15 protein-coding genes are annotated in these 15,328 nt (G+C 40.9%); 14 read left to right on the top strand and 1 reads right to left on the bottom strand.

The window, feature by feature from the left end:
* Window positions 1–2: 2 nt before the first annotated feature.
* Window positions 3–605 (bottom strand): HD-GYP domain-containing protein, encoded by a 603-nt coding sequence (locus G344_RS0109355; protein WP_028255979.1) that lies wholly within the window; start codon window positions 603–605, stop codon window positions 3–5.
* Window positions 606–1,545: 940 nt separating this feature from the next.
* Here G344_RS0109355 and G344_RS0109345 point away from each other — a divergent pair.
* The 14 genes from G344_RS0109345 (at window position 1,546) to G344_RS0109280 (ending at window position 15,098) form a co-directional block, all read left to right on the top strand.
* A complete protein-coding gene (locus tag G344_RS0109345) occupies window positions 1,546–2,367 on the top strand; it encodes a basic amino acid ABC transporter substrate-binding protein (RefSeq protein ID WP_028255977.1) in 822 nt (273 codons plus the stop codon).
* Window positions 2,368–2,478: 111 nt separating this feature from the next.
* Window positions 2,479–3,255 carry a basic amino acid ABC transporter substrate-binding protein gene (locus G344_RS0109340; protein ID WP_028255976.1) on the top strand — a complete coding sequence of 259 codons (777 nt, stop codon included), beginning with the start codon at window positions 2,479–2,481 and terminating at the stop codon, window positions 3,253–3,255.
* 73 nt (window positions 3,256–3,328) lie between these two features.
* Window positions 3,329–4,516, top strand: coding sequence for an aminotransferase-like domain-containing protein (locus tag G344_RS0109335; RefSeq protein WP_169718816.1), 1,188 nt, complete (start codon window positions 3,329–3,331; stop codon window positions 4,514–4,516).
* Between the two features lie 284 nt (window positions 4,517–4,800).
* Entirely contained in the window at window positions 4,801–5,457 is a 657-nt protein-coding gene (locus G344_RS0109330; protein WP_028255974.1) for an amino acid ABC transporter permease, read from the top strand.
* Window positions 5,454–6,173, top strand: a complete 720-nt coding sequence (locus G344_RS0109325; protein ID WP_028255973.1) for an amino acid ABC transporter ATP-binding protein — start codon at window positions 5,454–5,456, stop codon at window positions 6,171–6,173. The genes G344_RS0109330 and G344_RS0109325 overlap by 4 nt, the downstream gene beginning before the upstream one ends.
* Window positions 6,174–6,506: 333 nt before the next feature.
* On the top strand, window positions 6,507–6,704 hold the full coding sequence (locus G344_RS0109320) for a cold shock domain-containing protein (protein WP_028255972.1): 198 nt from the start codon (window positions 6,507–6,509) through the stop codon (window positions 6,702–6,704).
* A gap of 440 nt (window positions 6,705–7,144) precedes the next feature.
* On the top strand, window positions 7,145–8,209 hold the full coding sequence (locus tag G344_RS11580) for a hypothetical protein (RefSeq protein ID WP_028255971.1): 1,065 nt from the start codon (window positions 7,145–7,147) through the stop codon (window positions 8,207–8,209).
* A 163-nt stretch (window positions 8,210–8,372) separates the two neighbouring features.
* Entirely contained in the window at window positions 8,373–8,801 is a 429-nt protein-coding gene (locus G344_RS11240) for a type I restriction-modification system subunit M N-terminal domain-containing protein (RefSeq protein ID WP_028255970.1), read from the top strand.
* Window positions 8,780–8,971, top strand: a complete 192-nt coding sequence (locus G344_RS12170) for an N-6 DNA methylase (RefSeq protein ID WP_028255969.1) — start codon at window positions 8,780–8,782, stop codon at window positions 8,969–8,971. Before G344_RS11240 ends, G344_RS12170 begins: the two co-directional genes overlap by 22 nt.
* A gap of 332 nt (window positions 8,972–9,303) precedes the next feature.
* Window positions 9,304–9,507, top strand: a complete 204-nt coding sequence (locus G344_RS0109300; protein ID WP_028255968.1) for a helix-turn-helix domain-containing protein — start codon at window positions 9,304–9,306, stop codon at window positions 9,505–9,507.
* 15 nt (window positions 9,508–9,522) lie between these two features.
* Entirely contained in the window at window positions 9,523–10,593 is a 1,071-nt protein-coding gene (locus tag G344_RS0109295; protein ID WP_028255967.1) for a DNA cytosine methyltransferase, read from the top strand.
* The gene (locus G344_RS11235) at window positions 10,580–11,824 is read left to right on the top strand and encodes a DNA cytosine methyltransferase (protein WP_038155316.1); all 1,245 of its coding nucleotides are present in this window, start codon (window positions 10,580–10,582) and stop codon (window positions 11,822–11,824) included. Before G344_RS0109295 ends, G344_RS11235 begins: the two co-directional genes overlap by 14 nt.
* A gap of 16 nt (window positions 11,825–11,840) precedes the next feature.
* Window positions 11,841–13,640: a 5-methylcytosine-specific restriction endonuclease subunit McrB gene (locus G344_RS11230; protein WP_051245897.1), complete on the top strand. Its 1,800-nt coding sequence runs from the start codon at window positions 11,841–11,843 to the stop codon at window positions 13,638–13,640.
* A 12-nt stretch (window positions 13,641–13,652) separates the two neighbouring features.
* Window positions 13,653–15,098, top strand: a complete 1,446-nt coding sequence (locus G344_RS0109280; protein ID WP_028255966.1) for an LlaJI family restriction endonuclease — start codon at window positions 13,653–13,655, stop codon at window positions 15,096–15,098.
* Window positions 15,099–15,328: the final 230 nt, after the last annotated feature.

Genomic DNA, 15,328 nt, shown 5'->3' with positions numbered 1-15,328 from the left:
TCTTATGATAAGATTTCGATGAAGGCACGAACCACATCGGGATCGAAATAAATCCCGGAGCCGCTGAATAATTCCTGTTTAACCGTTTTCCGTGTTTTGGACCACAACTCCGTAGACGGATTGATGGCGGAGTCGTAATAATCGGCGATGCCGATGATGCGAGCCCCTAACGGAATATTGGCACCGCGCAAATGCTTCGGATACCCGGAGCCATCCCAACGTTCATGGTGATAACGAATATACGGCAGGATTTCTTGACAGCACGGATAATTTTCAATCATATTCGCTCCGTTTACCGGATGCTGACGGAAACGAGACATTTCCTGGCGATTGAAATAAGGTGCTTTCTTCAATACGGTATTTGGCATCGTTAACAGTCCTACATCGTGGAGGAGGGCAGCGTGCTTGATCTGTATGATTTCATTTTGCGGCAAGCCCATCTTGGCAGCGATACTAACGGAGTAGTTAGCCACTTGAATAGAATGCGTATACAGCTCATGACTCTTCATTTGAATCATCTGCAATAGCTGCGCACTGATGGCCTCTAAGCTGTCTTCCTCCAACTCATACAGTCCCGACGGCTGCATTAACGATAACATAAACATGAAAAAATCCCTTCCCTTTAAATATCCCCTTCTAGATATTTAGTGATTGTAAGATGAATAGAGTCAGTCTTGTACTCGTGACTCACAGTAAAGATATTATACAACATTTTACGCTCCTTGTGTATGTAACGAGACCGACGACGTATCTCATCTTCTCATAGTACAAACGTATGATGTTATAAACAATATAGATAAAATAAGGCTTTTTCAGCTTTCTAACTTTTATGTATGAAAGTATCAATAGGAAATTTAAAAAGTGCTATGCGATTTCTCTATAGACAAAGAAGAGAGTCTTACCGTATAATCACAGTGTACGGGTCTGTGGTTGAAAGTCGAGGCCAGTCGCAGGCAAAACGATCCACGTAAGCAATGCAAAGTCGTTGTGAGCATGGTGCGGCTTAGAAGTAAGTCCTGCCGAAAAAAATAATGTCGAGAGAGGTAGTAGTGGGGAGCCACGGGCTTAGGAGCGAACCCTCCAGCAGGCGAGTGTGGGGGCAAAGACCAGGTCAGCCGTACGATATAGTCATGATGAAGGAGGACATCTCCTTTCATTGTGGCTATTTTTTTATTGCCTGTAACGATTCGGTTTTTGTTGTGCAGCAACACATTGACGGTTTACGGAGCAGTAATAGATTGACGGATGTGAAGTTATATTGTGTAAAAATATTCGCAAAATTAAATAAAATATTCATAAAGACTATTGACTACAGGGGAATGTGATTGTATAATTATTCCATCGAAACGAGATGCAAGGATGTATTTCCTAATGGCGGTAATGAACGAATAGAGGGTAGAAAACAGATAGAAGATACATTGTATATGCAGTAACTAAGCGATTCTTGGTGCCGCTGTATATATGTGTAAGGGGAGGATCAAAAGTAGATTCACTATCGCAAGGATGCATCAAAATCAGTATAGTTATGCGAAAAGGATGAGGACAATGAATACACACATGTTAAAGAAATTAACCATTACAGCCGTAGCTACCTTGGCCATCGGTACTATGATTGCCGGATGCGGCAGCGACAATGATTCCAAACAAGCAGCCGCCGGGCAGAAGGTTATCCATGTCGGTACGAATGCAACGTTTGTACCTTTTGAATTCAAAGACGAAAAGACGCAGGACCTGAATGGTTTTGACATTGATATGATTAAAGCCGTAGCGCAGCATATGAATGCAAAGGTAGAATTTAAAAACGTATCCTTTGATGCGTTAATTCCGAGCTTAGGGAATAAGGACATCGACCTTGCCGCATCGGGAATGACCATTACGAAAGCAAGAGCGGAGAAGGTATTGTTCTCCTCGCCGTATTATGAATCGGGTCTCGGCGTAGTCGTACCGGCCAATGCCAATATCAACACCTTACAAGACTTGAACGGTAAAACCGTATCCGCCCAGATGGGAACCACCGGTGCGGACATGGCGAAAAAAATCGAAGGGGTAACGCTGAAACAATTCGATCACAGTAACGAAGCCCTTTTAGAATTGAAGAACGGCGGTGTTGCAGCAGCCGTTATCGATTTACCAGTAGCGCAGTACTATGTGTCCAAGCATAAGGATGAAGGATTCAAAGTCATTCCCTTCCCGAATACCAAAGAATACTTTGGCTTTGCTATGAACCAGAACAACAAAGAGTTACAAGCCGAAGTGAATAAAGCCTTGGCAGAGATGAAGAAGAGCGGCGAATTCAATACGATTTACAAAAAATGGTTTAACACCGATGCACCGGCTGACATGCCTACGGAATGGCAGGGTAAGTAAGAAAGTAGTTGAATAATTGTTTGACATTTGCTATATTGTACTGGTGAATACATATGCGTCATCAGTGAATAACGGACGCGTTATCAAGTGTTGATTAAAGGAGAGAACACGATGAAGTGGAAAAAGGGAGCGGCCCTGTTACTGGGTGCAATGCTTACAGTAGGACTTATTGCCGGTTGCGGTAACTCGGCAGACAACGGTGGTAAAACAGACGGTAAAAAAGTAATTACCTTTGCTGCGGAAACTACATATCCGCCGTTCGAATATGCAGAAGGCGACAAGTATAAGGGATTCGATGTTGACCTTAGCAATGCATTGGCCAAGGAAATGGGAGCCGAAGCTAAATTCGTAAGCATGGGCTTTGATGCCTTGATTCCGGCATTGCAGGGTAAACAGATTGACGCTATTGCATCCGGCTTGGTTATCACTAAGGAACGTGAAGAAAAAATTGCTTTCACCGATCCGTACTACGAAGTATCGTTGATGATGGTTGTTCGCAAGGATGAAAACAATATTAAAAGCGAAGCAGACATTGCCGGTAAGACGGTAGCTGCGCAAATCGGTACGACCGGTGCTATGCTGGCCAAAGAAAAACCGGGGACTACGGTAAAAGAGTTTGATTCTATTCCGAACATGCTTCAGGATTTGCAAAACGGTAACGTACAAATCGTAATGTTGGACGAACCGGTAGCGCGTTATTACATCCAGAAGATGAACATGGACGATCTTAAAGTAGTGGACATCGGCTTGCAGCATCACAAAGTGGCCATCGGTCTTCGCAAAGACGACAAACAGCTATTGGCCGATATGAACAAAGCATTGGCCAAGCTTAAAGAAAACGGTGAATACGACAAGTTGACAAAAAAATGGTTTGGTACCAGTAAATAAGCAAAACTAACGGCGCCGGGGCACATTGTGCCTCGGCCTGTTCGCTACTATGTTATTCTATGAGGTGATACATATGGATATGAAACAGTTATACAGCAAAGCAGCATCGAAACTGAAACGATCGGAAATCGGTGAACTGAAAAGTCGTGCCGCAGGTAAGCCGGACATTCTTTCCTTAGCGGAAGGGGTTCCGGCGGCGGAACTGTTCCCAACGGAAGAAATTGCGAAAGCGGCTTATAAAATTATTTCCGAAGACGGCGCGCGTATCCTGCAATACGGTGATTGTCGCGGCGACAAAGGATTGCGTACACATATTGCGCATATTATGGAAAAATATGCCATTCACGTGCAGCCGGATCAAGTGCAAATTACCAGCGGTTCTATGCAGTCGCTGGATTTATGTGCTCGTCTCTTCTTGGAAGAAGGGGACACCGTATTGGTAGAAGATCCTACCTTTATCGATGCCATGAATATTTTAGCCTTTGCCGGTGGCACCATCGAAGGCGTGCCTCTCGACGAAGAAGGCATGGATCTTGCCGTATTGGAAGAGAAACTGCGCACCAATCCTCGTATTAAACTTATTTATATTATTCCCGACTATCAGAACCCGACGGGGCTGACCTGGACACAGGCGCGCCGCAAAGCATTCATGGAATTAGTAGCGCAGTACAATGTGGTTGTGTTAGAAGATAATCCGTACGGCGAGCTTACTTATGGCGAAGCGTACCAACAAGCAGTTAAATCCTACGACACCAAGGACCAAGTTATCTTCATGGGAAGCCTGTCCAAAACCTTTAGCCCCGGTATTCGTATCGGTTGGTTGGCCGGAGAACAATCGGTTATCGATGCCTTAGAGCTGGTGAAGGAACACTGCGATTTGCACAGCTCGATTCCGGATCACAGCATTGCCGCTACCTACATGAATATTTATTCCTATGATGACCATGTGAAATACATGTGCGGCGTATACAAAAAACGGCGCGATGCCTTTGTTGAAGCGTTGCGTACCTACTTGCCGGACTTTACCTTTACCGTGCCTAAAGGAGGTTTCTTCCTGTGGCTTCGCATGCCGGCCGGCGTGGATTGTATGAAATTCTTCGACGCTTGTTTGGAAGAGCAGGTAACCTGCGTGCCGGGAACACCGTTCTATACAAATAAGGATAATCATGAGTTTATGCGTCTTAATTTTACGGGACTTAACGAAGAAGACTTGGTGAGTGCCGTACAGCGCATGGCGAAGGCATATGCACAGCTTGTATAAGCAGGTACGGGGTTAATGCAACTTGTATCAGCGGGGTCGGGGTTAATGCAGCTTGTATCAGCAGGACCGGGACTAATATAGAGTTAAAATAAGCGCAGCCGGCTGCGAAACTATAATTTACAAATTTAATAGAGAATGAGCATTGACATTGTATAATAATGCAACTATAATTGTTTATACATATTAAGCTATTATTATACATTGTCAGTTGTCATCGATGATCGGATGCCGTCACAAGGCGTACGGATGATGGCAGAGCACACTGGAAAAGGGAAGGTAGAAACATGAGTTTTAATTGGAGCCTGATTTGGGACAACTTGCCTCTGTTATTGCAAGGGGCTGTCGTAACCATCCAGATTACGATTATGAGTGTAGGTTGCGGCTTTTTAATTGGTATGATTGCATCGCTAGCGAATATGTCGCGATTTAAACCGATTCGCCTGTTGGTAAAATGCTATGTGGAATTATTCCGCGGCACACCGCTGTTGGTACAAATCTTTATGATTTACTTTGCATTGCCGATGGTAATCGGGCATCGCATCGATCCGTACGTTGCAGCCGTTACGGCATGTAGTATTAACTCCGGTGCGTACGTATCCGAAATTTTCCGCGCCGGTATTCAATCCATCGATAAAGGTCAGATGGAAGCCGGTCGTTCCTTGGGACTAACTTGGGGACAGACGATGCGTTACATTGTTATGCCGCAGGCATTTAAAGCCATCATCCCGCCGTTGGGAAATGAATTTATTGCCATGATGAAAGATACTTCCTTGGTATCCGTTATCGGCTTCGAAGAATTGACACGCCGCGGCCAGCTCATCATTGCTCGTACGTACGGCTCCTTTGAAATTTGGTCTGCCGTTGCTATTATTTACCTTATTATGACATTGAGTATTTCTCAGCTGGTAGGCTATCTGGAAAGGAGATATAAAATCAAATGATTCAGATGATCGATGTACATAAAAGCTTTGGCAAGCTGGAAGTGCTGAAAGGAATTAATTTAGATATCGAACAGGGGGAAGTAGTTGTTATCATCGGACCGTCCGGTTCCGGTAAAAGTACGGTGCTTCGCTGCATGAATTATTTGGAAGAACCAACCTCCGGCGATGTTATCGTTGATGGTATGAACCTTAATATTAAAGAAAATATTAATAACGTTCGTGCCGAAGTAGGTATGGTGTTTCAGCGATTTAACCTGTTCCCGCATATGACGGTATTGGATAACATTACCTTGGCACCGCAGAAAATTCGTAAAGTATCTAAGGCAGAAGCGGAAGCAACTGCGATGGAGCTTTTGAAAAAAGTAGGTTTGGCGGATAAAGCTCAGGCCTATCCGGAACAGCTGTCCGGCGGTCAGCAACAGCGTGTAGCCATTGCCCGCGCGTTGGCAATGAAGCCGAAGGTAATGCTTTTCGACGAACCTACATCCGCCCTTGATCCGGAAATGGTTCACGAAGTATTGGATGTAATGAAGAGCCTCGCCGAAGAAGGCATGACCATGGTTGTAGTTACACACGAAATGGGCTTTGCCAAAGAAGTAGGTACGCGCGTACTCTTTGTTGACGGCGGTCAGATTTTGGAATCCGGTTCGCCGGCGGATGTATTTGACAATCCGCAAAACGATAGAACAAAATTATTCTTATCGAAAATATTATAAGTGATTACTTTCTTAGCTATAACTGTTTGACGGTGTATAGTGATAGGGAAAAATAGATAGTTGCATATCCATGTTTCCCTTATAGAATTTAATCAATGAATAAAAAATCCTCTGCGTCAAATAGGAATTGGTGCAGAGGATTTTGCTATTCAAGAATTTGAAAAAAGTCACGCTATTTTCTCATAATGGTAGTATAATTTTTTGATTATATACTGATAACGCATAATCATGTCCGTGATAGGTATAAATTTGTTGACACATGTACGCATGCGTGCTACTATGACCATAGGCATCGAGGATGCCGGTTGCTTGGACAGTTTAGGAGGAATTTGTATGCTTGGTAAAGTTAAGTGGTTCAGTGCAGAAAAAGGTTATGGTTTTATTGAAAGAGAAAATGGTGGCGATGTATTCGTGCATTATTCCGCTATCCAAGAAGACGGGTTCCGCTCCTTGGCTGAAGGTCAGGAAGTTGAGTTCGAAATCGTAGATGGCCCTCGTGGTCCCCAGGCGACTAACGTAGTAAAAGCATAATTGAACACTGAGAGCGATTGCTCTTTTAACGGGTCTCCGAAAGGAGGCCCGTTTTTGTATGCAAATTTTTACTATCTATTTATGATAAAAGTGATATAATAATTAACTATGTTACAAAATAATTAAATTTACATTTTTGTTAAAAACATCGTTATATATTGTATATTTATCTGAAGGTGTTGGCAACGAATACTGCTGTAAAGGAAAGAGGGGCATATCGTGTATAGGTACTGTGGGTCAGCATGAATATGAGTGAGTACGAAGGGCAACGATGAAATATAAGTGGCAATACAAAAGTGCAAGTGGCAATACAGAAGTACAAGTGGTAATAAAGAAGTACAGTAGTAATAAAGAAGTGTAAGTTGCAATAACGAAGTATGAACCGAAATGAGTCGGTATGAGTTTGGGATGATTGGTTATGTGTATAAGGAGGAATTAGTATGTCTTATATTAATGAAATTAATGGATTTCACAAGTGGGTACAAACACATCCGGAGCTTCCTACATCAGCGCGGATACTCTGGTTTACGTTGATGCATTACAATAACAGCTGTGGATGGAAGCGAGTATTTAATGTACCTATCAGTTTACTTATGGGGGATTCCGGTTTATCACGATCGTCAATTGTACGGGCACGCAAACTTCTTCAAGAGTCAGGCCGTATTCGTTATACAACACGATCCGACATGAAAGCAACGGAATACGAATTACTGCCTATGAGTGACGAACCGGGAATTGCTACAGGCTATGATACCTATACTACACGGCGTGATACGGAACATGACACAGGCTATGACAAAGGATATACCACAGAACGTGATACACTGCATGACACAGTATATGACACAGGGCATGACACAAAGGATGACACGGTCTATGACACACCACATGATATAGTGTATGACAACACCTGTGACATAGCGCATGATACACAGGACGGACACATACCTAGACTAAACCAGACTAGACAAGACCAGACTAATACTATACAAGACACCAACACTAGACAAGACAATCAAACCAGACCAGACAGTCTTTCTGAATTTTCTTTTTCAGGGGGTGAAAAAAAAGAAAAAGAAAAAAAAGAAAATGCTTACCGTTCGGACAACGCTGATATGCATGGTAACATCATGTATGATGATGAAATGCATGATGGCACCATGTATGATGACACCATGTATGACAATAACATGCATGATAACAAAGTGTATGATGACACCGTGTACGACGACAACATGCGTAATAACAAAGTATATGATGACAACATGCATAACGACAACATGCGTGAAGAGAAAATAAAAGAAGAGGAATTTGTTCCGCCTACGGTAGAGATGGTAGAGGCGTATTGTAAGGAACGAGGCAATGTGATTGATCCGGAGATGTTTGTTGCTTATTACGACTCTATCGGATGGGTGCGAGGTAAATATCCTATGAAGGATTGGAAAGCAGCTGTACGGTCATGGGAAAAATACGATGCAGAGTATAGGGAGAATGGCTACTATTAAGAGAACAAGAAAGAGTTAATCAAGGCGAGGGGATTCAGGGGATAATTGATGAGGTGTGCTATAATAAAATGAAAATAGCATGAACTATAATTGAAGGACTCCAAGAGATAAGGTTCAATATATTTTGGATTGGTATAAACGTGCAAGGGAAGGTAGAACTTAAATGGCAGCAAAGAGTACAGCAGATATTGGATTTGAAAAAGAGATTTGGGATGCAGCCTGTGTGTTGCGTGGTAACATAGATGCTTCAGAATACAAGAGCGTTGTTCTTGGACTTATCTTTTTAAAATATATCTCCGACAGATTCGATGAAAAATACCAAGCCCTGGTAGAAGAAGGGGAAGGATTTGAAGAGGATAGAGATGAATATCTTTCGGATGGAATTTTTTTTGTTCCAGCTGGCGCGCGTTGGAATGAAATTGCGGCAAAGTCGCGTGAGGAAGAAATAGGGACGGTTATTGACAATGCTATGAGAGCTATTGAAAAGAAAATACACGTCTCAAGGATATTCTCCCTAAAAACTTTGCTCTTCCGGAATTGGATAAACGACGGTTGGGTGAAGTTGTCGATTTGTTTACCAATATTAAAATGATTGAACATGGTAGTGAAAAAGATATTTTAGGACGTACTTATGAATATTGTTTAGCTATGTTTGCCGAACAAGAAGGTAAGCGTGGCGGTGAGTTTTTCACGCCTTCTTGTGTAGTTCGCACGTTAGTAGAAGTGTTGAAACCGTTTCGGGGTCGTGTGTATGATATGTAAGTGTTTGATGTGATAAAACTTATCAATCGGGGCGCGTAGCGGAAAACCACATATATAGAGTGTGTTTAGCGAATGTCGGCAGAAGGCCGGCTTTTTTTGTGCCTAAAAACAGGTGTGTGATTTCTAGAGGATAGAGAGGGGGAATAGAGGAATGTGCGTATGGTATTAACGATAGCTGGGCATCACTGGTAGAATAACTGAGTGAAATATGCAGATATTGAAATATTTTATTTCTCCGTTGATATATTCTATGTGAAATGCTATTATAGAACAAACTAAATTTATTTGTAGCGAAATTGTGACTTTTCTTGTCTGGCAGAGGAGTGGCTTAAATGGATGTAAGCTATAATAAGTTGTGGAAGTTAATAATAGATAGAGGAATAAATAAAAGTGAATTGAGATTGTTAACGGGAATTGGAACGAATACATTGGCTAAGTTGAGTAAAAATCAACCTGTGAGTATGGACGTTTTGCTTAAAATATGTTCTAGACTTGATTGCGACATTTCGGATATATGTGAATTTATTAAGGACTGATTGGGAGGAAATTGAATGAATGCTATCGATTTATTTGCCGGTTGTGGTGGGCTATCTAAAGGCTTTATGGATGCCGGTTTTGATATTATTGTAGGAGTTGACAATGACCAAGCGGCCTTAAATACATTTGCTAAAAACCATAACGGCGCGATTGCGATGAATGCAGACCTTTCCAAACAGGAAACCTTTGATGAGATTAAGAATATTGCAGGTAATCGAGAAATTGATGTAGTAATTGCAGGGCCTCCGTGTCAGGGTTTTTCTTTAACGGGGCCAAGAAATTTTGAAGATGAAAGAAACAAGCTATATTTAGCGGTTATTGAGATTGTAAAACAGTTTAAACCGAAGGCTTTTATAATAGAAAACGTTCCTGGAATGGCAACCCTTTATAAGGGGCAAATCAAAGAAGAAATTCTCCGCCGTTTCAGAGCAATAGGATATAACATTGATTGTAAAATTCTTTGTGCAGCTGATTATGGCGTTCCTCAGATGAGAAAAAGATTAATTTTTATGGGAATTAGAAAAGACATAGGTGTACCAGTTTTTCCAATAGCAGAATTCGATACAACAAATTATCGTACATGTAGGGACGCTATAAGTGATTTGCCTTCATTAGAAGATGGAATTGGCGCTGACGTATCAGAATATCAACAGGCGCCGTTAACAGAATATCAAAAATTGATGCGCGGAAAGTGTACTGTACTATATAACCACTTAGGAACAAATCACACTCAAATGGTCAAGGAGACAATTGCGCTTGTTCCTGAGGGAGGGAACTATAAAGATCTCCCTAAGGGTTGGGGAGAAAGCAGAAAATTTCATATGGCATGGACTAGATTGAACGGAAATGCTCCGGCCAGAACGGTAGATACAGGGCATAGAAATCTATTCCACTATACATTTAATCGAGTTCCTACTGTACGTGAAAGCGCAAGAATGCAATCTTTCCCCGATGATTTTATTTTTACTGGGACGAAAACACAGCAATGCAGACAAGTAGGAAATGCAGTCCCGCCATTATTAGGACAAGCTTTGGCTAATGCGATAATGGAAATTATTCAGGAGAATGAAAATGAAAAAAAATAAAATCCGCTCCATTGATTTATTTGCGGGATGCGGTGGATTGATGGATGGCTTTGAGCAATCGGGGGGCTTTGAGACAGTAGCTGCTGTTGAGTGGGAGAAAGCCCCTAGCGAGAATCTCAAAATTAGGTTACGGGACAAATGGCATTATAAAGATGCCGAAGAAAGAGTTATTAGATTTGATATTCAACGAACAGAAGAATTGTTTAATGGATGGGAAGGTGATCCACAATACAGTAGTTCAAGTGGCTTAGATAAGTTGGTTAATAATGCCAAGGGAATTGATATTGTAATCGGTGGGCCACCGTGTCAAGCTTATTCCATTGCCGGGCGAGTTCGTGATGAGTTTGGAATGAAAAATGATTACAGAAACTATTTATTTGAGAGCTACATAAAAGTATTAGAACGATATAAACCTAAGGCATTTATCTTTGAAAACGTACCTGGTCTCTTAAGTGCTAAACCTGGAGATAGACCGATAAAAGATATAATACAAGAGCGTTTTAATGAATCAGGATACTTGCTTTTGCCTGACTTGGGGGAAGCAGTTGTGGACTTTACCGACTACGGTGTTCCTCAAAATCGAAAAAGAATTATTATTTTTGGTGTGCGAAAAGATGTTTTGGGAGATCGTAGTAAAGAGGCTATTGATTATTTTTACAAAGTTGCGTTACCAAAACATAAAACACTAAAGAAAATGACTGTTTTTGAGGCTATAGGCGATCTTCCTAAATTATATCCAGTAAATGAGGATATTAAAATAAACGGGGGCAGGACGAGACATACAATTCCGGATAGTACAATACCTAATCATATCGCTAGATGGCAGAGTGATAGAGATATTGGTATTTTTAAGCTATTAACGGAAGATATTGAATCTGGAAGAAACCAATATACGTCAATTGCCGCGCTGAAAGAACTATATACTGAAATGACTGGAAGAAAGTCTAATGTTCATAAATATCATGTTATTCGTTGGGATGCACCTAGTAATTTAATCCCGGCGCATTTGTATAAGGATGGGTTACGACATATTCATCCAGATTCTAAGCAACAAAGAACTATAACAGTTAGAGAGGCAGCAAGATTGCAAACTTTTTCTGATGATTACGTGTTTACGGGGAGTAACATGGAATTATATAAAATGATAGGCAATGCAGTTCCGCCGTTATTTGCAAAGTGCTGCGCAGAAGCTGTAATTGACACGCTAGAGACTTTTGAAATAATCGGTTAGTAGAGGAAGATGTATTATGGCATATACGGTATCACAGGCAGCAGATGCATTAAATGAATATATGCTCCTAGATGAATCTCAAAAGGAGTACATTAGTGAAACAAAAAATAGAGGCATCGTTCTAACTTTAAAAAATGGAGAAAAAATTGTCTTATTTTTGTATCCGCTAGTACACAAGCAAGACAATACAAAAAATTATTTTGATACTCGAGATAGTGGTGCTTTTGAAAGAAGTGTTGCGTGGAATTATGCATTAAAGCAAGAAATGAAATACTTTTGCTTAGGACTAAATAGCTCGGTTGAGAAATATCAAAACTACATTTTTAGCCTTGAGTCTAATGAAAAAATTATAGAGGAAATTTCAGGGACAAAGGAAGGGAAAAGGAACGGTCCAGGAAATCAAATTATTATCCCCAATAATTATATTCCAACACTTCCTTTTGAGAGAATTACCAACAAACTAGGGATCAAGATAGCGGTTGTACATAAAGACAAAATATACGACTACATTTCCATGTATGATAATAGAGCATCTTTGGATGCAGAAACTCGAAAGACAGATTTAGAGGATGCACATGATGAAGAGCGTTCAATAAACTTTAACACAGGATATCAATCTGATTTTGAAAGAAATCGCATCCTTTTTGGCGCACCGGGAACAGGGAAGAGTTATACGATCAATAAACAGGCAAAAGAACTGATCGGAGAAGGTAACGAAAACGACTATGAACGAGTTACCTTCCATCCGGATTACTCATATGCGAATTTTGTCGGCACATACAAACCTGTGATGGTGAGTGACGATAACAACGCTTACGTTGATGATGACAAAGCAAAAGCATTTTCTATCTTAACGGATAAGACAAAAACGACTCAAGAAAAAATTGAGAGACCTCTATCGCCAGGAGTTTTTGCAGACGAATCACTCGTAGCAGAAGATAGTTTACCCTATCAGATTCAGAACGGAGGAGATCGTCCATACGTTAAATTTTTATCTCCGAAAAAATCGAAGAAAGATATTTCTTACGAGTATGTGCCCGGACCGTTTATGCGGATGTATGTCAAGGCACTTAAAAATAGCAGGACGGATCATATTAGACCGTTCCTACTCATCATCGAGGAAATTAATCGCGCTAATGTAGCGTCGGTTTTTGGTGATATATTCCAGTTGCTTGATAGAGATGAAAATGGCGTAAGCGAGTATCCTATTCAAGCCTCCGAGGATATAAAGAAATATCTGTGCAGCGAATTGGGCGGTTCACCAGAAGACTATTCTAAAATTCGCATCCCCGACAATATGTTCATCTGGGCAACGATGAATAGTGCCGACCAAGGTGTATTTCCTATGGATACCGCCTTTAAGCGTAGATGGGATTTCACCTATTTGGGCATCAATGAAAGCGATGAACAAATCCGTGGAAAGTATGTTTGTCTTGGCAAAGATGAATCGCAGAAGGTGGAATGGAATAAGTTAAGAAAGGCGATTAATGACTTCTTAGCTAATCAAAAAATCAACGAAGATAAGCAACTTGGACCATATTTCATCTCTAAAAATATAGTCGTGCCGGAAAATGGCGATGAAATTGATCGGGAAAAATTTATTCGTGTATTTAAAAACAAGGTCATCATGTACTTGTTCGAGGATGCAGCAAAGCAAAAACGGTCTAAGCTATTTGGCGGTTGCGCACAGAACGCCAACAGATACTCTGAAATTTGCCGTGAGTTCGATGATAAAGGAATTAATATATTTGATGCCGACATTATCGCTCAAACGGGACTTGAGATTATAAATGAAAAAGTTGATGAAAATGAATGAGGAGCTTGACTTATGATCTCCGAATTTATTAGAGAACAGCACAGATATACACAAAGAGATATTTGTCGTATTATGCACTGCTCAGAAGATAAGGTTGTACCGTTGATTCGTAGGTTAAAAGAATTTGGGGTACTTAAATCGGTTAAATATACTGATGAGCAGAAAAATATGTCTGACTTACTCGATGAAGATGTCGCAGTAACGGATGTTGTTGAAGGTGATGACGAATATCTATACGTGATTACTTTTGTGGGCGTCATCGTTGTTGCAGGGCGTGTTCTCAAATGTTATCCAAAGTATCTGCCGCCTAATCGTACACCACAAAAAGAACTACAACAGATTCTCAAAGTCCTAGAAAAATACAACTCCAAAGAGCAGATCATTAGTATTTTCAATGATAGTAGTGAAGGGAGTACCTTTAATTTATTAGCCGTGCTCTTATTTTTGCTTCAGGACTATTATGAAAATGGAGTTTACACGACCACCGAGGATATTGTCGAAAGCAATGGATTTGGTGAGATTCTTTGGGACAAAACCATTAATGAAACTTTTACGCTCATTTCGGAAAATCGTCCCTATTATATTGATCTGCAAACGAAAAAGCGTGTCACGAATGACCACGACTACTTCAAGCGACTACATGAATGCGTTTTAACCAAAGCGTCTAAGGAACTCAAAGAAGCAGGGCTGCTAGATTTATTTGAGATTACGGATATAGATTTAACAGACGAGGAATTAGACGATTTTGGGGATGTTGAGTACATTCTGTATCGGCTAGAACAGGAACTTAATACACAGTTTAATACGAGAAAGCAACTGCTGCTGAAAACAATTTATACATATATTTCTCAAAACGGGAATTTATATGACATGGATTGTTTGTCACTTTTTGGAACGAATAGTTTCAATCTTGTATGGGAACATATTTGTGCGGATATCATGAATAATAAGCTAGATACACCGCTAGGGGCGATCAAGTTGCCCGTTCCTCTAAAGCCTGAGTACGATCGAAAGCAGAAGTTGATAGACTTGATTGAAAAGCCTCTTTGGACGGCAACGGGAAAGACCGCAGCAGATACGCTCATTCCTGATTTAATTTCAATAGCTAAGGTGGGGACTAAGTGGCAGTTCATCATCTTCGACGCAAAGTACTATGTTCCTAAACTGAGAGCGGGCACTCCACCTACAAGACAACCAGGGATTGAATCGGTGACGAAGCAATATCTATATCAGTTGGCGTATCAAAAATTCATTGAGGACCATGAATTTGATGCGGTGAAAAACTGTTTCCTGTTACCGACAGAAAATAAAGAGATAGAAGATCGAGGCGAAGTATCCATGGCAATGCTTCATAGACTGGGTCTTCAAAATATCCAAGTTAGATTTTTGCCGGCGGAAATGGCATACGAGCACTATCTGTCGGGAAAAATAATGGATATTGGACTACTTGGTCTTTGAGGCTACAGCTCATCATATCGCGTGTTTAGCGGGCGTTATTAAAAGGCGCAACGAGGAAGTATAATCATTATTTCCTTGTTGCGCTTTTTCTATTAGAGCTTTATCCAGTTTGAGCGTGCCTTGGACGGTTTGCTATGGATTAGATGAGAAAATGTAGTACAATATTAATATAATATGAAGTGCATTATCGTCTGGGTGAGCTGATAATTCATGTCGGTTTATAATTATGC

This window comes from Veillonella magna DSM 19857 (genome assembly GCF_000428745.1).
In the GTDB taxonomy this organism is placed as follows: domain Bacteria; phylum Bacillota; class Negativicutes; order Veillonellales; family Veillonellaceae; genus Veillonella_A; species Veillonella_A magna.
This window is presented reverse-complemented; position numbering and strand designations above follow the sequence as displayed.